The sequence below is a fragment of the Rathayibacter sp. AY2B9 genome (genome assembly GCF_002931595.1).
Classification (GTDB): domain Bacteria; phylum Actinomycetota; class Actinomycetes; order Actinomycetales; family Microbacteriaceae; genus Rathayibacter.
The window spans coordinates 120,726-139,088 of the sequence record NZ_PSUB01000002.1; the positions used below are offsets into that span (position 1 = coordinate 120,726).

Sequence of the window (18,363 nt, forward strand, 5' to 3'; positions counted from 1 at the left end):
CCTCGAGCGGCGGCGGGGGCGGCGTCTAGGGGCAGGCTGCGACGGGCGGCCGCGGCGGAGCGGACGCGTGCGGTGGTCGCCGGGAGCTGTCGGGAAGTGCCCACGGAGCCGGTGTTCGCCTCCGTTGTCGATGCTCGACGATGCGGTGGACGGGGGCACCCGCGGCTCCGAGCGGTGGACGGGTGCCTGTGCAGCGTGCCGGGGACGCGGCCGTCAGTGCGTGGGAACCCGCTCCGGACGGATGCGCTCGGGAACGGGGACGAGCGCGTGGGTGATCGCGCTCGAGAGGGTGAAGGCGCTGGAGTCGAGGTGCGAGGAGTGCCCGAGTCGTGTCGCTTCGGAGGCGCGCTGCTTCGCTCCTGAGGCGGGCCGGATGTCTCCCGAGAGGCTGATCTCGCCGAACGCGGCGATCCCGGGCCGCAGCGGCGTGTAGGCGTGGGCGGAGGCGATGGCGACCGCGATCGCCAGGTCCGCCGCCGGCTCCATGAGCTTCACGCCGCCGACGGTCGACACGTAGACGTCGCAGCGCCGCAGGGGGATGCCCGCCTGCCGCTCGAGGACCGCGAGGATCATCGCGACCCGGGACGCGTCGACTCCGTTCGTGACGCGGCGGGGGTGCTCGCCGTCGTTCGCGATCACGAGCGCCTGGATCTCGACGGGGAGCGCGCGGCGTCCCTCCATCGCGACCGTGACGCAGATGCCCGGGGTGGGGAAGCGGGTGCGGCTGAGGAACAGACCGCTCGGGTCGGGGATCTCGGCGATGCCCTCGGCGGTCATCTCGAAGCAGCCGACCTCGTCCGTCGGGCCGAAGCGGTTCTTGAGCGAGCGGACGAAGCGCAGCGCCGTCTGCCGGTCGCCCTCGAAGTGGCAGACCACGTCGACCAGGTGCTCGAGCAGGCGCGGCCCCGCGATGGAGCCGTCCTTCGTGACGTGTCCGACGAGCACGAGGGGGAGCGCCCGCTCCTTGCAGACGCGGATGAGGGTCGCGGCGACCTCGCGGACCTGGCTGGGACCGCCGGGCAGGCCGTCGACGGTGTCGCTCGCGACCGTCTGCACCGAGTCGACGATGAGCAGGTCCGGCCGGACCTCGTCGATCTGGCCGAGCACGGTGGCGAGGTCGGTCTCGGCCGCGAGGAAGAGGCTGTCGTGCATCGCGCCGGTGCGCTCGGCCCGCATGCGCACCTGCGCGGCCGACTCCTCCGCGCTGACGTAGAGGACCCTCTGGCCCTCGGCCGCGGCGCGGCTCGCGACCTCGAGCAGGAGGGTCGACTTGCCCACGCCGGGCTCTCCCGAGAGCAGCACGACCGCGCCGGAGACGATCCCGCCGCCGAGCACGCGGTCGAGCTCGCCCACGCCGGTGGGGCGGTGCGCCGCCGACGTGGTCTCGATCTCGGTGATGGGCCGCGCGATGCGGCCGGCGGCCGGAGCCACAGCGGCGACCGCACGGACGAGGCCGGTGCGCTCGGTGCTCTCGATCACGGAGCCCCACTGCTGGCACTCGCCGCATCGGCCTACCCACTTCGCGGTCGTCCATCCGCACTCCGAGCAGCGGTACGGGGCGGTGCGCGTCTTCGAGGAGGCCATGAGGTCCTTTCGGGGCGGAGGAGGGGGACGAGCGCGACGCTACGGGGGACCCCCGACACCGCCGCTCGTTCGAACGTGTCTTCGACAGTACCGTCGACCACCGACGCCGGGAGCGGGGCGCGCCAGGCCCGGGGAGAGGTCTCGTGGAAGCCGTCTGTGGAGGAGCGTCGTCGCGGAGGGGCGGAGGCGGAGGATCGCGCCTCGGAGAACGACTCAGCCCCGAGCGCCGCTCCGTCGGCGTCGGACGTCTGCGGGAGACTGGGGGACATGCCCTCGACAGTGCACGTCCTCAAGTCCGGCCGCCCGCTCGGAGTCAGCTGGTCCGGCCCCGAGGGCGCCGAGCGGGTCGTCGTCCTGGCGCATCCCGCTCCCGGCTCCTCGGACTTCGACCCCGACCCGGAGGCGACCGCGCGCCACGGGGTGCGCCTGCTCTCGTTCGACCGCCCGGGCTACGGCGCCTCCTCCCTCCTGACCGACCTCGACCCCGCCGGAGCGGGTGTCGGAGCCAGCCCCGAGCAGGCCGCCGCCGACATCGCCGAGTACCTCGCGACCGTCGGCATCGCCTCCGTCAGCGCCGCCGGCTGGTCGGCGGGAGGCCGCGTGGCCCTCGCGCTCGCCGCGAACTACCCCGGCCTCGTGGAGCGAGTCGCCGTGATCGGCACGCCCGCTCCCGACGTTGCCGTGCCGTGGGTCGGCGACGAGAACCGCGCCGAGCTCGCCCGCCTGGCCGAGCTTCCGCTCGACGAGGCCGTCCGCGCGCTCACCCGCACGCTCGAGGGGGCCTTCGGCCCGACCCCCGCCCCGGACGCCCTGCTCGGGATGCTCGGCTCCGGCGACGCCGACACCGCGGTGGTCGAGACCCCCGGCGTCCGCGAGCGCCTCTCGCGCATGCTCGAGCGCGCCGCCGCCCAGGGCGCCCTCGGCATGGCCGCCGACCTCATCGGCTACGGCGTGCAGGAGTGGGGCTTCGCCGTCGAGTCCGCCGAGCCGCCCGCGCTCCTCCTCTACGGCGCCGAGGACGCGGTCGCCGGCCGCCGCCACGCCGAGTGGTACGCCGCGCGGCTGCCCGACTCCCGCCTCGAAGTCGTGCCCGGCCGCGGCCACCTGCTCGCGATCCCGGAGTGGGACCGCGTGCTCGGCTTCCTCCTCCCCGCCTGACGGCGGCCCGTCCTCTCGATTGGCGCGACTTCCGGCCGTCGCGTACACTCGACCCCGGTACCGTGTCCGAGCGGCCGAAGGAGCATGTCTCGAAAACATGTGTGGGCTTGCGTCCACCGTGGGTTCAAATCCCACCGGTACCGCCAACGAGAAGGCCCCCCGCTTCCACGGAAGCAGGGGGCCTTCGTCGTTCCCGGCGAGCTCCGGCGGTCGCGACGTGCGGGTCAGCCGGTGTGGAGCAGCCAGGAGCGGCCGGCGCGTAGGGCCCGGTACAGGCGCCTGATCGCGTGGTCGGCCTCGGCCGAGCCGACGTTCGAGAAGGAGCCCGCCCCGCCCCAGAGCCCGAGCGCGTCGGCGGCCGCCGCCCGGACGTCTCGGCGGGTCGTCGCTCCGGCGAACAGCTCGTCGAGCCGGTCCGCGACGCGGGCCCGCGCGCCGTCCTGCTCAGACCGTGCGACGTCGCGCACCTCGGCGACGGCCGCCGTGATCTCGGCGAGCACAGCGGGGATCGTGCGGTCCATCCTCCTGAGCCTAGGAGCGGGAGCGCGAGCGCTGCGAGGCGGCGTGGGTCAGGAGCGTCGCCACGACTCCGACGAGCACGCCCAGCGCGGTCTCGAGCGCCCGGTCGCGCAGCAGCACGAGCTCGTCGACGGGATGCGCGAGCTCGACCATGAGGATCGCGAGCGGAGTGACGAAGGCGAGGGTCAGGCCGTAGTTGCGGCCGACGACGAGCTCGGCGGTCATCTGGAGGAGCACCACCACCACGATCACGGCGAGCGGGGAGAGCGGCAGGGCCAGGAGCGCGGCCGCGATCAGCACTCCGACGATCGTGCCGAGCATCCGGTGTCCCGCGCGCACGAGCCGGGCGCCGGCGTCCGCTCCTGAGACGGCTGCGACGGCGGAGACCATCGCCCAGTAGGGGTGGCCCAGGCCCGTCGCGGTCGGGACGGTGCCCGCCACCAGGACGACGGTCCCGAAGCGGAGCAGGGCGGCGCGCGTCGCCGGACGGGCCGCCGCTGCGCGGAACGAGGTGCGCCACGGCGTCGGGGCGAGGCGGCGTGCGCGGGGGAGCGCGAGACCGCTCAGGCCGACGACGAGCGAGAAGGCGGCGGAGCCCGCGGCGAGAGCGACGGCGAGCGGGATCCGCGAGGGCTCGGACGGGACGGACGCGCACGCCGTGACGGCGAACACCGGGAACAGTGGGCCGGGCGGGTGCCAGTGCAGGGCGTCGCTGAGGTAGGCCGCCGCGACGGTCACGGCGACCACGACGGGGATGATCAGCCAGTCGCGGTGAGGAGAGAGGGAGACGACGGTGCCGAGGGTCACGGTGGTGACGAGGAACGCGGCTGCCGACAGCTGCATCAGCAGGCGCGGCCGGTGCGTGTGCTGGCGACCGTAGAGGGTCGTGAAGGCGCCGAAGGTCGCGTAGAGGGCGAGATCGGTGCGGCCGAGCGCCCAGAGGACGAGCAGCGGGACGGCGATCGAGACGCCGGCGCGCAGGGCGACGCGATGGGCGCCGGCGTGCGGGCCGAAGGCGAGGAGCTCGCGGGGGTGGGGCAGAACGGGGGTGGCGGCCATCGGGTCCTCTGATCGGGGTCCGAGCGGCGGCGGCCGGAGAAGTGTTTCACGGGTGAAGCAGATATACTTTACGTGTGAATCAGTCTGAAAGCCAGCCGGGCGACGCGGTCGACGAGATCAGGGCGGGCTGGGCGGTGCTGCGGCCCGAGCTCGACACCTCCGCCGTCGACGTCGTCGGGCGGGTGATCCGCGCCTCCGCGCTGATCGTGCGGGCGACGGAGGAGCTGCTCGCCGCCCACGGGCTGACCCGCGGCGAGTTCGACGTGCTCTCCACGCTGCGTCGCGCCGGCGCTCCGCAGTCGCCGACGACCCTCCGGACGATCGCCCTCGCCTCCGCTCCCGCGATCACCAAGCGCGTGCACTCGCTGGAGCGGCGGGGCCTGGTGCGGCGCGCCGCGAACCCGGCGGACGGGCGCGGCTCGCTCATCACGCTGACTCGCGAGGGGGAGGAGCTGGTCGACCGGGCCTTCCCCGAGGTGCTCGACGCCGAGCGGGTGCTGCTCTCGGGGGTGCCCGCCGATCTGCGGGCGGAGGCGTCGCGCTCGCTCCGCGCGGTGCTCGCGAGCGTCGAGGCGGCCGCGAGCCGGTGATGCGCGCGGGGACCGCGAGGCGGCGGGTGCTCGCTACCGTGGTCCCATGCGCCTGACCTCGAGCTTCACCGTGCCGACGCGGCCGCCGGTGCTGCAGCTGGTCAAGACGGCGGCGGCCACGGTCGTCACCTGGCTCCTCGCCGGCGTCGTCTTCCCGGGGACGCTGCCCGTCTTCGGCGCGATCGCCGCGCTCCTCGTCGTCGCGCCGAGCATCAACCAGTCGTTCTCCAAGGCCCTCGAGCGCTCGGTCGGCGTCATCATCGGCGTGATCGTCGGATCAGTGATCGGCACGGTTCTCGGCGGCGAGAGCATCATCGTTCTCCTCGCGATCGTGGCCGCGATCGCCGTCGGGTGGGCCGTGCGCCTGACCCCCGCCTCCGCGGTGCAGATCCCGATCAGCGCGATGCTCGTGCTCTCGGTGGGCGCGGTCACGCCGAACTACGCGCTCGACCGCATCCTCGAGACCCTGCTGGGCGCGGCGGTGGGAGTCGTCATCAACGTGCTCATCGTCCCTCCGGTCGTGCTGGCACCGGCCGAGCGGGCGATCGGAGACCTCACCGCTCAGCTCGCCGCTGCCCTCGACGACCTCGGCGACGCCCTCCAGGCCCCCGTCCCGCGCCGCCGGCTCGACGAGCTGCTCATCAACGCCCGGCTGCTGCAGACCATGCAGAGCAAGGCGGAGGACGCGATCGCGACCGGCGAGGAGTCCCTCCGCCTCAACCCGCGCCGCTCCTCCCACCGCGACCGGCTGCTGGCCCTCGACTCCGTCGTCCCGCGGCTGGGGCGCATCGTGACCCGGGTCCGGGGCATGACGCGGACCGTGCACGACCTCTACGACGACGAGCTCGTCGGGGAGCCGACGATCGCCGACATCGCCGTCCAGCTGCACCGGGCCGCCCACGATCTGCGGCTCCTCGTGCAGTCGTCGGTCGACGTTCCCGAGCCGGAGGCGATCACGGACGAGCTGCCCGCTCTCACCGCGCCGCTCGTGATCGCGACTCCGCATCCGCAGCACTGGATCCTGCTGGGGGCGCTCGCCGAGGACCTGCGGCGCATCCGCGAGGAGATCGTCGGCGCGGAGTCCTGACGGGCGGGCGCCGAGTGGCGTCGGCGGGAGGGCTGCTCTTGCTGCGCTCGGCGTCTCACGCCGCGCGACGTGCGGGTCGTGGTGGCCTGTGGTGGTCAGCCGTCCTGCTCGCCGTCCTTCCTCGGTCCGCCGCCCTCGACGAGCTCGCCGTCGCCCGGGTCGGCAGCGACCTGGTGCAGTGCCTCGGGATCGCTCGCCTCGGCGTGGAGGGTCTTGCCCTCGGCGATGAGGGAGTCGTCGTCCACGAGGATCCCGGCCAGCTCGGTGATGCGTCCCCGGAGAGCGCCGATCGGGTCCTCGGTGGGCGCGTCCTCCTCGGAGTGGTCGACCTCCGAGTCGGGGTAGCGGCGGAGGGCGGCCTCGTCCCGGTCGGGCTGCGGCGCCCGCGCGTGCTCGACGCAGAGGCGGGCGACCTCCTCCGCGTGCGCGTGCATCACGGAGTGGGAGGCGTCGGGGATCTCCCAGGCCCGCGCGTGCGGCATCGACCGGGCGATCTCCTCCGCCCACTCGCGCGGCACGAGCCGGTCGAACTCGCCGCGGATGACGAGGGCGGACGCGCGGATCCGGGGGACGGTCTCCTCGATCCGGTAGTGCATCATCTCGGGCAGCACGCGGGAGAACCAGCGCGGTCCGCAGAGGAGGTAGGCGCCCGCGGCGAGGATCGCGACCTTGAGGGGCTCGCGGACGCTCGACTGGGCGAAGCGGAGCGCGGCGGTCGGGAGGCGGCGCTCGTGCCGGTTCATCACGGGTCCGAGCAGGACGATGGTGGTCAGCTCCGGACGGCGGGCGGCGAGCTCGGCCACCACCTGCGTCCCCATCGAGTGGCCGAGGACGACGGGATCGTCGAGGCCGAGCTCGTCGATGACCGCGCCGACCAGCTCGGCGTAGTCGCCGATGTCCATGCGCCGCGCGTCGATCGGGTGCGGCACGCCGCCGAACCCCGGCAGATCGAGGGCGTGCACCGGACCGAACTCGTTGAGCGCGGGCGCGAGGCGCTCGAAGTACGTGGCCGCGACTCCGATCCCCGGCACGAGGACGAACGTGCGCTCGCCGTCGCGCCCCACCGTGCTCACCCGCGCCCAGACGTCGCGATGGTGCACGCGCTGGACCGAGACGTCGGTGCTGCGGGTGCGGCGGTGAGGATCCCGCCCCCGGGAGCGCGTGGTCGCGAAGACGTCGCGGACTCCGCGCCGGAGAGTCGTGGCGAGAGTGGGGAGGAGGTCGCTCGGGCGGAGCACGGGGCCTCCTTCGATCGGGGGAGTCGGTCGCTGCGAGCCTAGGCGCTCGCCGCCGGGCTCAGATCAGCATGTCGTCCGACCTGTGGAGGATCAGACGGGCCGGCCCGGTGTGGAGGACGCCGTTCGTCAGAGGAGCGGTCCGGACGCCGCCGCGCCTCCGCATCGCCCGGAACGCCCCGGGGGCGAGCACGACGTCCATCCAGGCGCAGGGGTTCGCTGGTCGTCCGCCCTGGAACTCGATCCGCTCCCCGCCCTGCTCGATCGCGAACGTGCGGCCGGCGAGCGCATCGACGTCGGCGCCGCGGACGATGATGTTGCGGCGGGCGTCGGCGGGGTCGAAGGGCCCTGCGCCGAGCTCGGCGGCGATGTGCTCGAGGGTCTCGACCGCGAAGAGCGTGATCGCCGCGGGGCGGTGCGCGCGCTGGGCGAAGAAGCGGTCGCCGACGATGCCGAGGCCTGCGCGGATCTCGATCCGCTCGGGCTGCTCGTTGCCCTCGGACGGCACCGGGCCATCGGCGGGGCGGCCCTCGTAGCGGTGCAGCGGAGAGACGACGAAGCCCACGAGCTCGATCGCGGCGGCCTCCATGAGCCCACGGTACGCCGTGAGGGGGAGCAGCGGCATCCGCCCGTCGGAGGCTCTGCGGCGCGTTCCGGGACACCGCGACGGAGCCTGGGTTCTCGTGGCTGCGGCGGCGTCCCGAGACGGAGCCGTCTGCGCCGCCGCCGCCGATTCGCGGAGGGGGCTCCCGGCATGTATAGTCGTACCTCGTTGCGTGCGCCTCTGGCCCACGCGATGGACTGCGCCCGTAGCTCAACGGATAGAGCATCTGACTACGGATCAGAAGGTTGGGGGTTCGAATCCCTCCGGGCGCACTCTGGTTGAGACAGAGCAGAACGGCCCGCTTCGGCGGGCCGTTCTCGTTTTAACGGTCGCTCGTTCCGGTGGCTGTCGGCGTCGGTCTCCCGGAGAGCGCGGGGCGACGGAACGGCCGGTCCTCCGTCTCGCAGGACGCCTCTTCGCGCCGTCGACGGCGCCGACCGTCTTCCGCCCGCATCCGCGATCAGTCCTCGCCCGCGCTCGCGGTCACTCCGCGCAGGCTCCGCGATCACCCGTCGCGAGCACGCCGCTCGGCTCTTCTCGCGCGCCGTTTCCTCCTCCACAGCGCCCATCTCGCGCCGTTCTCCACGGATGCAGCCGTCCCGCCCGCGGTGACGTCGAACCGAGCAATACTCTCCTTCCGTGGGGCTGAACGGTCGCCGCCGACGCAGTGCGCTCGGTCGGCAGAGGAGAGGACATCGGATGAGTCGAACGGAACAGTCGGGGCGGGACGAGCGCGGACGACCCCGAGCGCGGACGGCGCGAGCGCTGGTCGGCACGACGGCGGGCTGCGTGCTCGTGAGCGGGCTGCTGGGCGGAGGCCTCGCGCCGCCGCCCGCCCTCGCCGCCGACGGTCCTCACACGACGATCGAGAACACCCTCCTGCAGGGAGGCGCGACGAACGCCGGCGTGACGACCGTCTCGGCCTGGGTCCAGAAGGGCGAGACGCTCCGGGTGGACCTCCACCCGCTCCAGGCGGGCTCGGGCACCGGCGAGGGCGAGACCGGCGGCGGTACCGCCCGGGTGACGGCTCCGGGCGGAGCCGTCCTCGACGAGCAGGACTTCGCGCCCGGAGCGGCGCCCTCGGTGTCCGCCGGCGGCTCGTTCGTGGCGGACGAGACCGGGATCTTCCAGATCCGGGTGTCCGACGACGACGTGACGGCGCCGGTGAACCTCGTCTGGAGCATCGGCGTCCAGGACGCGCGGGGCGCGGCGGTCGCGGGCCGGGTCTGGTCCGACTCCTATGCGATCCAGTCCGGGGCGAAGGAGTCCTACTCCTCGCCCGAGGAGCGGCGCTCCTCCTTCACGCTCCACGCCGTCACGGAGACGGGCGCCCGCTACGAGCTGGGGCTGCGCGGCTACGACGGGGTCGCCTCGACGGTCCAGGCCACGAACAAGGGCAACGTGAAGGTCGGGTCGTCCGATCCGTCCTACCTCTCGGTCCCCATGCCGCAGTCGAGCGAGGCGGGCGGCATCGGGGCGCAGTACGTGCAGGCGTCCGGACGCTCCGGGATCGACGGCCTGCAGACCTACAAGCTCTTCCTGGACCCGCCGTCGTCCGACCTGCCGGAGTCGATCGCTCCGGCCTACCAGGCGCCGACAATCGAGGGCCTCGCCTTCCGCCGGTCGACCGCGGGCTCCGACGCGGGCACGCTGACCGGCGTCCTGGGGACGCAGCCGGGCACCGTCGTCGTGGACGTCGATGCGGACGGGGACGGCTCCTACGACGGCGAGCGCGACGTGCACCTCACTCGGATCGCGGGGACGACCGGTCCCTTCTCGGTCGACTGGGACGGACGGGACGCGAAGGGCGGGACGGTCGACGTGACCGACCCCGACGTCACCTTCCGCGCCTCCATCGGCCGCACGAACGAGTTCCACTTCACGCGGGTCGACGCCGAGACGTCCGCCGGCGGCGTGTCCGTCGTGAGGTCGACCGGCGGCGGCGACGACCCGTCGATGGTCCACTGGGACGACTCGCTCCTCGCCGGATCGAACTCGGAGCGGTACTCCGGCACCTCCGCGGTGACGTCCGGCGACGGCGGCACCGACTCGTCCGGCGGGGTGCACCGCTGGGAGGGCGACGACTCCGGGCGAGGCCGCATCCCCAACGCCAACGACTCGGTGCACGGCTCCTACGGCGACCTGCGGGCGATCGACGACTGGGCCTACGGCTCGGACGGTGCGGTCGCGGTCGCACGCCTCGATCCGCTCGCGCCGCACGTGACCATCGCGAAGACCTCGTCGGTCGACTCCGCCACTCCGCTGCTCCGCGGCGCCCGCGTGCCCTACCGGGTGACGCTGACCTCGGACGGGACCGGGGACTACTCCGACGCCGCCGTCATCGACTACCTCGACAAGGGCGTGCTCGACGACGCCGAGCTCGACTCCGGCTCCCTCCGCGCCTCGCAGGGCACGGCCACGATCGACGCGGAGACGGGCCGCATCTCCTGGGCGGCCGGCAGCCTGCCGGTCGGGGCGACGGCCGAGCTGACCTTCGACGTGATCGTGACCGGCGAGGGGGACCGCGCGCTGACGAACACGGCCTGCCTCGCCGATGCGCCCTTCGCTCCCGCCTCGTCCGGCACGGGGACCGACGCGAACCCCTGCGCCACCGTCCCGCACGACATCGGCGAGGGGTCGCTCCTGATCCGGAAGACCGCGTCCCAGGCGAGCGCCGAGCACGGCGGCACGGCGGGCTTCGACATCGTCGTGGCGAACACCGGAACGGTCGACGCGACGGACGTGACCGTGACCGACGTCCCGACGCTCGACCACCTGCTCGAGGCGACCATCGAGAACGGCGCCGGAGGAACGCAGCCGGCCACGGAGCCCGTCACAGGTCTCGACATCCCCGCCGGCGGCCAGGTGTCGCTGCACGTCAGCGGCCGGGTCGCCGACGGGTACGACGCCGCGACCCTGCCCAACCGCGTCTCGATCACCCACCAGCCCGAGGGCTTCGACCCGCCGACGGTCGAGAACGCCTGCGCTGACGATGCGACCTCGTCCTGCGCCGAGATCCCAGTGCCGCCCGTCGAGGGAAGGCTCTCCATCGAGAAGACGGCGATCGGGAATCAGGTCGACCACGGCGGGCGTGCCGGGTTCAGGATCGTGGTCGCCAACGAGGGGGCTCGGCCGGCGGACGGGGTGACCCTCACCGACATCCCCGAGCTCGCGCACCTGAGCGACGTCACGATCTCCCGGGACGGCGGCCCGGCGTCGTCCGACCTGACTGTCGAGAACCTGTCTCTGGCACCGGGAGCGTCGACGACGTTCACCGTGACCGGACGGGTCGCCGACGGCGTGGACGCGTGGATCATCCCCAACCGGGCGCGCCTGACCGAGGTCCCGGAGGGCTTCGATCCGACGACCGTCCTGCACCCGTGCGCGGACGACGGCGGAGCCAGCTGCGCCCAGGTGGCGGTGCCTCCGGTCGGACTCGTGCCGACGGTCCTCGCCTCGACGGGAGCGGCGGCCGGGCCCCTCGCGGCCGGAGCCGGCGCTCTGCTCCTGGCCGGCGGCGCCCTGACGGCGCTGCGCCGTCGCTCGACCCGCACCTCGTGAACCGGAGCCCGGGCCGCTGCAGCGCGGCCCGGGCTCCCGGACCCTCTCCTCGAAAGGCACTACTGCATGACCGAGCACGGCCTCCCGTACCGCATCACCGAGCGCTTCCCTCTCCCCGATGGACGCGTCGGCGTCAGCACCTGGTGGTCCGCCGACCCGGAGCAGCTGGAGCAGCAGCTCCGCACGCGCTCCGGGCATCCGCATCCCGAGAGGGAGCCGGTCCGGAGACTGCACCTCGCGACCGCGACGATCGTGCTGATCGAGGAGCGGACCGCGGGAGGCTTCCGCCCGCTCGACCCCCACCTCCGAGCCCGCACTGATCCGCGCTGGCGCCGGGCTCTCCTGCGGTCGCGCAGGTCGGCCCGGCTCCGACGGGTCATCGGTCCGCGGGACCTGCCGAGGACGGATCCGCCGGTCGAGGTGTCACGGCACGTCGATCCGACACGTCGAGTGTGAAGGAGGCGGGCGGAGAGCTCGGCACCTGATGCGCGGTGAGGGTCTCCCCGCAAGGACGCCGTCAGGTCAGGCGGCTTCCTCGAGGTCGTCCTCGACTGCGACGGGCGCGTCGACCGGGGCGCACGGGGGAGCCGACTCGGCTGGGGATGCCGAGGCCGCGATGCGCGAGCGCTCGAGCCCGGCGAGGAGCACGGCGAAGGCCTCCTCGAGCTCGGCGGTGTCGCGGAGCAGGAAGCGCTCGCCGCTCGTCGGGTCGAGGCGGACCGTCCGGTAGGCCGGGCGGGGGAGATCGGAGACCAGGGTGATGATGCCGAGAACGACGCCGCTGCGGCGGGCGCGCGCGGTCCAGCGGTTGGCGTGAGTGCGGAGAAGGATCATGACCGGGGCCGTCCTCGGTGACGTGGTGCAGGAGCGGGGGGAGGGGGGTGTCGCTGGCGGTGCGGGGGATCCTCTCGAAGCTTGCTGCACGAAGGGCCTCCGCTTCCTGTGCTTGACAGCAGAGCCGAGCACCGGTCACCGGCGCCGGGCGGCCGCCGCGGCGTGCAGGGCCCGCAGGAACTCGGGGACGACCGGGTTCCCGGTGTCTCGGGCGAGCACACCGATCTCACGGCTCGCGCCCGGATCGTCGATCGGGATCTCGCGGACGTCGTCGTCGACCGAGGACGGGCTCGGCGGCAGGATCGTGAGTCCGAGGCCGGCCGCCGCGAGTCCTCGGGCGGCGCGGTAGTCGCCGACCTCGAACGCCGGCACCGGGTCGCGGCCGTCCACGGCGAGCAGGCGCCGGGCCGACTCGTGGAGGCCGTAGCCGGGCGCCAGCATGATCAGGTCGAGGCCGCGGAGGTCCTCGACCGTGACCGAGCGGCGCGAGGCCAGCGGATGACGAGGGTCCACGACCGCGAGGAGAGGCTCCGAGTAGAGAGTCGTCGTGGTGGTGCCGGGGAGATCGGGCGGATCCGCGACGATCGCCAGCTCGGACTCGCCCTCCGCCACGGCCCGCAGGCAGAGCGCTCGGGAGCCGTGCCGGAGCCCGAAGCCGACCTGCGGCCAGCGGCGGCGGAACCGGCGGATCACATCCGGCACGAAGCTCTCCCCGAGGAGCGTCTGGAAGGCGAGGTCGATCCGGCCGTGCTCCACGTCGCCCGCCTGCCGCACCTCCGCGAGCCCGGCGCGGATCACCGACATGCCGTCCTGAGCGACCTCGGCGAGACGGGTCCCCGCCTCCGTCAGCACCACCCCGCGTCCCTCCCGGCGGACCAGGGGGGTGCCGACCAGGGCGGACAGCCGGGCGAGCGACCGGCTCGCGGTCGGCTGCGGGATCCCGAGCTCGGCGGCCGCCGCCGTGACGCTCCCTGTCTGGGCGACCGCGACGAGCAGGGGCAGGAGGCGGAGGGTCGCGGGCCAGTCGTCGGACACGCCACCACCCTAGATCCGGACATGACCAGAACGCATGAACAGTACGAGAAAGGACATTAGTCATGCAACCGTAGGCGGTCTACCGTCGGAATCATGAGCACCGCCGCACGCCTCCGACCGATGCGCGCAGCGGCACCCTTCTCGCAGCGGAGGCTGACCATCGCCCTCCTCGCCGCCGGAGTCGCGACCTTCGCCGAGCTCTACGCAGTGCAGAGCGTCCTCCCGCAGCTCGCGCGGGAATGGGCCCTCGCCCCGTCCGACGCCGCGCTCACCGTCTCGGCCGCGACCCTCGGGCTGGCGCTCTCGGTGCTGCCGTGGGCCTCGGTGGCCGAGCGCATCGGACGGCTCGAATCCATGCGGATCGCGGTCCTCACGTCCGTGGTCCTGGCGCTGCTCGCCTGCGTCGCCCCGACCTTCGAGCTCCTCCTCGTCCTGCGCTTCCTCGGGGGAGCGGCACTGGGTGCAGTCCCGGCGCTCGCCGTCGCGGCGATCCACGACCGGGTCGGAGGCGCCGGAGCGACGGCCGCCGCGACGGCGTACGTCTCCGGGACCACGATCGGCGGTGCCGCCGGACGCCTGCTCGCCGGACCGCTCGCGGCGGCGCTCGGATGGCGCGGAGCCCTGCTCGTCGTGACGGCCGTCTGCGCGGCGGCGGCGATCGTCTTCGCCGTGCTCGCGCCCCGGGGCGGCGGCGCGCGCGAGGCGGCCCCCGGCGGCTGGCGAGCGAAGACGGCGCAGGTGCTCCGCGATCCGATGCTCGTCGCGATCGCGCTGCAGACGTTCCTCGCGGTCGGCGTGTTCGTCGCGGTCTACAACTACCTGGCGTTCCGGCTCGAGGCGCCGCCGTTCGCGCTGGCGCCCGCGCTCGTCTCCCTCCTCTTCGCCGCCTACCTCGCGGGAACCGTCTCCTCCCGGCTCGCGGGGAGATGGGGGCCGCGGATCGGCCCCCGCCTCGTCATGCGGATCGGCGTCGCCCTGATGATCGTCGGACTGCTGGTGATGCTCGCCGAGAACGTCGCCGTGGTGATCGCGGGACTCCTCGTCTTCACGGCCGGCTTCTTCGCCCTGCACGCGACCGGCGCCACCTGGACGGGAGCGCGCGCGGCTCCGGCACTCCGCGGGCACGCCGGCGCGGTCTACACGATCGCCTTCTACGCGGGTTCGGCCGCAGGCGGCTGGCTCCTCGGCCTGGCCGTCGGAGCCGGTGGCTGGCCGGCGCTGACGGCGGTGACGATCGGCCTGCTGCTGGTCGGAGCGGGGATCGTCAGCCTCCCGTCGCGCACCACCGCGGCCGGGCGCTGAACCCCCGCCTCCGCCGACCGCACCCCGAGCTCCGCCCGGCACCTCCCCGCAGCGGGCGAGGTGCGACATGATGGCCCGACTGCACGAAGCGGGGGACGGCATGGCGCGGAGCACCGGAGCGGACGGCTCCCCACGCGAGAGCGGGGGGACGGACGAGGACGGCACCGACCCCCGCTACCACGCGGGCTTCCAGCGCGGCTACGACGGACGCGGCGCCGAGCGGCGCGGCAGCGGAGAGGAGCGCCTCCGCTCCCCGTTCCTGTCGGGCGGCGCCGCGGGCACCGGGCGCTCGGCCGGCCGGAGAGGCGGCGGGTCCGCTCCCGAGCACGAGGACGTGCGATCGGTCGGCGGCCCGACGGGCTCCCGAGTCTCCGGCCGACTCACCGCTCCGGAGCGCGCGAGAGCGGCGGTGCGGGCCGTCCCGACACCCGCGGAGCCGACCGCGTCCCGACCCGCGGAGCCGACAGTCCCACTCCCGACCGAGCCGACCGTCCCGCTCCCCACCGAACCCGACTCCGCTCCCGGCGATGCGGCACCCGACTCCGGTGACCGTCACGACGCGACCGACACCGACCCCCGCCCCGCTGTCTCCACTCGCCGCATCGCCGGAACCCTGGCGGTCGTCGGCGCCGTGAGCGTCCTCGTCGGACTCCTCGCCCTCTGGAACAGCTCCCACAGCTGGTACGACTACTCGCCGTCGCAGAGCGCCTTCGGGCCCGAGCAGTACCTCCGCGTGCTCAGCGACAACGCGATCGGACCGTTCCTCACCGTCGGCCTGATCGCGCTCGGCCTGGCGGTCGTGGTGCCGCTGCTGAGGGCTCCCCGCCGATGACGCGGGTCCGCCTGCTCTGGGCCGCCGCGATCGCGGTCACCGTCGTCCTCTGGGCCGCAGTGCTCGCGCTCCCGGTCGTGGTCCTCCTGCTGCCGAACCAGTACCAGGGCGACTCGATCACGGTCCCGCCGGAGCTCTACGTGCGGCAGGCGCTCGCGATGGTCGCGCCGCCGCTCCAGACCGCTGCCCTGGTGATGCTGGGGGCGCTGATCGTCGTCGCAGTCGCGCGGCGCCCGCCGGCGAAGGCCCGTACGACGGACGCGGCGAGCGGCTGGGACGACGCCGTCCTCCTCGACCCGGACGGCCGCGAGCAGCACGGGACGGGCCCCGCAGGCCGCTGAGCAGACGCTGCTGCGTCGGAATCCATCCGCTGCTCCCCGGTCGGAAGCCGCTCCTCCGGACGCACCCGCCCCTCACGCCGGCAGCAGCTGGAACCGCTCCCGCGCCGCTCCGCCGGCGACGAGGTCCGCGAGCAGCTCGCCCAGGACCGGGCCGAACTTGAAGCCGTGCCCCGAGAACCCGGTCGCCAGAGTCACGCGGCCCACGCGGTCGAGCACGAAGTCCTCGTCGGGCGTGCTGTCGTAGAGGCAGCTGATCGGAGCGGCGCTCGCCGCGTCCACGCCCGGGATCCACTCCGCGACGTAGCCGACGAGGCGGGCGAGCGCTCCGGGCTCGGGCTCGAAGGTGCGCTCGTCCGGATCGACGACGACTCCGGTGCTGTGCTCGCCCACCTTCACCCCGACTTCGGGCGTTGCGAGCCCGTAGACGACGGGCAGGCCGGCGCGGTGGTGGGCGAAGCTCGGCCACGAGTCGAGGGGGAGCTCCGTCGCGAAGTGCGCGGGCTGCTCCTGCGTGACGCGCAGCGGAGGGAGGCGTCGGCCGGCCGCGCGGACGAGGCCGTCCACGAGCGGAGGCGTCCAGGATCCGCCGGCCACGACGACCGCGTCGGCGTCGAGGGCGCCGTCGGTGGTCAGCACGCGCACGTCGTCGGCGCGCTCCTCGATGCCCAGCACGCGCGTCTGCGTCCGGAGGACGGCGCCGCGTCCGAGGGCGGAGTCGAGCATCGCGTCGATCGCGGCCGCCGCGTCGAGGCGTCCGCCCTCGGGGTGCAGCAGGACGTCGGTCTCGAAGCGGAGTCCCGGCCAGCGCCGCTGCGCCTCGTCCGCCCCGATCCGCACCACGGTGATCCCGTCGCGCAGGAGGACAGCCTCGACGGCGGCCAGGACGGCGGGGTCGCCGTGGTCGATCGCGCCGACCGGGTGCAGCAGGCGGCGGCCGGTCCCGGCCTCCAGCCGTGCCCAGGCGCGCCCGGCCCGTCCGGTGAGGGCGCGGTAGTCGTCCTCGAGGTAGCCGCGGCGGAAGATGCGCGTCTCGCCGTGGGACGAGCCGCGGTCGTGGCCCCGCTCGAACTGCTCGACGAGCACCACGCGATCGCCGCGCTCGGTGAGGGCGCGGGCTGTCGCCGCTCCGACCAGGCCGGCTCCGACGACGACGACCTCTCGGGTCACGGGGTCTCCCGGGAGCCGCGGCGCACGCCGAGCAGGACGACCAGGCGGAGGAACCCGACGAGTCCCATGCCGATCAGTGCGGCGATCAGCATCAGCACGGCGACACCGGCCACCCAGGTCGTGTCGCCGGTCACCGACTGAGCCGCGAACTCGGTGCAGAACAGCGCCAGCCCCGCGTAGCTCAGGATGAGGACGGTGATCGTCCCGGGGCGGCGGAGGCGCTGCGCGGGCGTCCGCCAGAGGGCGGGCGGCTCGAGCCAGCGGCGCAGCAGCCGGATCACGAGGGTGCCGACCAGGCCGAGGAAGCCGGCCGCGATCAGGATGATGCCCGCGCCGCCCAGCCCCGACGCCTCGACGCCGGCCAGCTCGAGGGCGATCCCGATCGCGACGCCGACGGCTCCTGCGCCGCCCGCGATCATGGCCGCCCACACGCCGAATCCGCCGCGGAGGACGCTCTCAGGCTCGGGACGTGACGGGTCGGCGTCCATCGGACGCTGCTGGCGCGGGCGGATCGGCGCGGGGGGAGCCGACGACGGCGCTGCTGCCGGAGCGGCCGCGGCCTCGGACACGCCCCAGACCGGAGCGGCGTCCGGCGTCTGCGACTCGATCACGTTCTCGCGCACCGGCACGTAGCGCAGCGGCGCGTCGATCCGCACCTGCGGGCGCCCGCGCACGACGATCGTCGCCCCCAGGTCGGCCCCGCGCTCCAGCGCGACGGGTCCGAGGAGGAGCCCGACCGCCGGATCGATCCGCCACGCGTCCGACCGGGGAGCCGACCCGTACCACTCCGCCGACACGGCCCCGCCGAGATCGACCGAGATCGGCCGCCCGTCGCTGTAGCTCGTCACCGGCACGAGCGACCGGCCGGAGTTGCGCACCCGCGCGCCCACCCGCCACCAGTCGTCCCCGGCGTGCGTCAGCCGCACCTCGACGTCGACGAGCGATGCCGGCACCGCCCGCCGCCGTCCGATGACCACCGCGACGACCGCGAGCCCGGCGATGACCAGCCCGCCGAGCAGGCCGACCACTCCGATGAAGATCTCCATGGGAGCAGTCAAGCAGGCGCGGGTCGACGGCGCGGGCGCGACGAGGTGGCCTCCGCGACGCTCGATCCCGGCCGTCGACGCCGTCGCTCCGCGCGGCCGCCACCCCTGTTCCCGACCCTCCGCCCGACCGTCGAGCCCGGAGCGGGTCACTCCGCATACTGAGGAGGCGCGTCGCGTCGACCGCATCGCGGGTCTCGTGGCAGGAGGGGTCGATCATGCGCCACTGGCCTACGTCCCCCGTGCGCCGGCGCCCTCGTCGACGGGCCGGCGCGATCCTCGCTCTGCTGGGGGCTGCGGCGCTCGCCGTCGCAGCCGTCGCACTGTCGGACACGGCGGGAGGAGGCGGACCGGAGGCGGCGTCCTCCTCGGCCGGTGCTTCTGCGGCGTCGAGCAGTCCCGCTGCTCCCGC

Annotated in this window: 16 protein-coding genes and 2 tRNA genes; 9 read left to right on the plus strand and 9 right to left on the minus strand. The window is 74.3% G+C overall.

Annotated features, from left to right (window positions below):
- Positions 1–213: 213 nt before the first annotated feature.
- On the minus strand, positions 214–1,584 hold the full coding sequence (gene radA, locus C5C25_RS03210) for a DNA repair protein RadA (RefSeq protein WP_104224086.1): 1,371 nt from the start codon (positions 1,582–1,584) through the stop codon (positions 214–216).
- Positions 1,585–1,851: 267 nt separating this feature from the next.
- Between radA and C5C25_RS03215 the strand changes: the two genes are divergently transcribed.
- On the plus strand, positions 1,852–2,742 hold the full coding sequence (locus C5C25_RS03215) for an alpha/beta fold hydrolase (RefSeq protein ID WP_104249712.1): 891 nt from the start codon (positions 1,852–1,854) through the stop codon (positions 2,740–2,742).
- A gap of 56 nt (positions 2,743–2,798) precedes the next feature.
- Positions 2,799–2,888, plus strand: a tRNA-Ser gene (locus tag C5C25_RS03220).
- Between the two features lie 78 nt (positions 2,889–2,966).
- On the opposite strand, the gene C5C25_RS03225 is transcribed toward C5C25_RS03220, so the two are convergent.
- Together C5C25_RS03225 and C5C25_RS03230 are read right to left on the minus strand one after the other, a co-directional pair.
- Positions 2,967–3,263 carry a hypothetical protein gene (locus tag C5C25_RS03225; protein ID WP_104248056.1) on the minus strand — a complete coding sequence of 99 codons (297 nt, stop codon included), beginning with the start codon at positions 3,261–3,263 and terminating at the stop codon, positions 2,967–2,969.
- Positions 3,264–3,273: 10 nt separating this feature from the next.
- On the minus strand, positions 3,274–4,320 hold the full coding sequence (locus C5C25_RS03230; protein ID WP_104249713.1) for an FUSC family protein: 1,047 nt from the start codon (positions 4,318–4,320) through the stop codon (positions 3,274–3,276).
- A gap of 74 nt (positions 4,321–4,394) precedes the next feature.
- Here C5C25_RS03230 and C5C25_RS03235 point away from each other — a divergent pair, with 74 nt between their 5' ends.
- Complete coding sequence (locus tag C5C25_RS03235) at positions 4,395–4,910, plus strand: MarR family winged helix-turn-helix transcriptional regulator (RefSeq protein ID WP_104225997.1); 516 nt, start codon at positions 4,395–4,397, stop codon at positions 4,908–4,910.
- A gap of 46 nt (positions 4,911–4,956) precedes the next feature.
- Positions 4,957–5,997, plus strand: coding sequence for an aromatic acid exporter family protein (locus tag C5C25_RS03240; RefSeq protein WP_104249714.1), 1,041 nt, complete (start codon positions 4,957–4,959; stop codon positions 5,995–5,997).
- A gap of 95 nt (positions 5,998–6,092) precedes the next feature.
- Here C5C25_RS03240 and C5C25_RS03245 read toward each other — a convergent pair whose 3' ends face one another.
- Positions 6,093–7,235 carry an alpha/beta fold hydrolase gene (locus C5C25_RS03245; RefSeq protein WP_181027267.1) on the minus strand — a complete coding sequence of 381 codons (1,143 nt, stop codon included), beginning with the start codon at positions 7,233–7,235 and terminating at the stop codon, positions 6,093–6,095.
- Between the two features lie 58 nt (positions 7,236–7,293).
- Positions 7,294–7,821 carry an MOSC domain-containing protein gene (locus tag C5C25_RS03250; RefSeq protein WP_104248232.1) on the minus strand — a complete coding sequence of 176 codons (528 nt, stop codon included), beginning with the start codon at positions 7,819–7,821 and terminating at the stop codon, positions 7,294–7,296.
- Positions 7,822–8,035: 214 nt separating this feature from the next.
- Here C5C25_RS03250 and C5C25_RS03255 point away from each other — a divergent pair.
- Both C5C25_RS03255 and C5C25_RS03260 read left to right on the plus strand, forming a co-directional pair.
- Positions 8,036–8,108, plus strand: a tRNA-Arg gene (locus tag C5C25_RS03255).
- A 427-nt stretch (positions 8,109–8,535) separates the two neighbouring features.
- Positions 8,536–11,397, plus strand: a complete 2,862-nt coding sequence (locus C5C25_RS03260) for a DUF11 domain-containing protein (protein WP_146079417.1) — start codon at positions 8,536–8,538, stop codon at positions 11,395–11,397.
- Positions 11,398–11,919: 522 nt separating this feature from the next.
- Here C5C25_RS03260 and C5C25_RS03270 read toward each other — a convergent pair.
- Both C5C25_RS03270 and C5C25_RS03275 read right to left on the minus strand, forming a co-directional pair.
- Complete coding sequence (locus C5C25_RS03270) at positions 11,920–12,231, minus strand: hypothetical protein (protein ID WP_104249716.1); 312 nt, start codon at positions 12,229–12,231, stop codon at positions 11,920–11,922.
- A 135-nt stretch (positions 12,232–12,366) separates the two neighbouring features.
- Complete coding sequence (locus C5C25_RS03275) at positions 12,367–13,266, minus strand: LysR family transcriptional regulator (RefSeq protein ID WP_104225991.1); 900 nt, start codon at positions 13,264–13,266, stop codon at positions 12,367–12,369.
- Between the two features lie 93 nt (positions 13,267–13,359).
- Here C5C25_RS03275 and C5C25_RS03280 point away from each other — a divergent pair, with 93 nt between their 5' ends.
- The 3 genes from C5C25_RS03280 (at position 13,360) to C5C25_RS03290 (ending at position 15,741) form a co-directional block, all read left to right on the plus strand.
- Entirely contained in the window at positions 13,360–14,568 is a 1,209-nt protein-coding gene (locus tag C5C25_RS03280) for an MFS transporter (protein ID WP_104249717.1), read from the plus strand.
- 67 nt (positions 14,569–14,635) lie between these two features.
- On the plus strand, positions 14,636–15,400 hold the full coding sequence (locus C5C25_RS03285) for a hypothetical protein (protein ID WP_146079418.1): 765 nt from the start codon (positions 14,636–14,638) through the stop codon (positions 15,398–15,400).
- Complete coding sequence (locus tag C5C25_RS03290) at positions 15,397–15,741, plus strand: hypothetical protein (protein ID WP_104249719.1); 345 nt, start codon at positions 15,397–15,399, stop codon at positions 15,739–15,741. Before C5C25_RS03285 ends, C5C25_RS03290 begins: the two co-directional genes overlap by 4 nt.
- A 72-nt stretch (positions 15,742–15,813) precedes the next feature.
- Here C5C25_RS03290 and C5C25_RS03295 read toward each other — a convergent pair whose 3' ends face one another.
- Positions 15,814–16,908, minus strand: coding sequence for an FAD-dependent oxidoreductase (locus tag C5C25_RS03295; protein ID WP_104249720.1), 1,095 nt, complete (start codon positions 16,906–16,908; stop codon positions 15,814–15,816).
- The gene (locus C5C25_RS03300) at positions 16,905–17,954 is read right to left on the minus strand and encodes a hypothetical protein (protein WP_104249721.1); all 1,050 of its coding nucleotides are present in this window, start codon (positions 17,952–17,954) and stop codon (positions 16,905–16,907) included. The genes C5C25_RS03295 and C5C25_RS03300 overlap by 4 nt, the downstream gene beginning before the upstream one ends.
- Between the last annotated feature and the right edge of the window lie 409 nt (positions 17,955–18,363).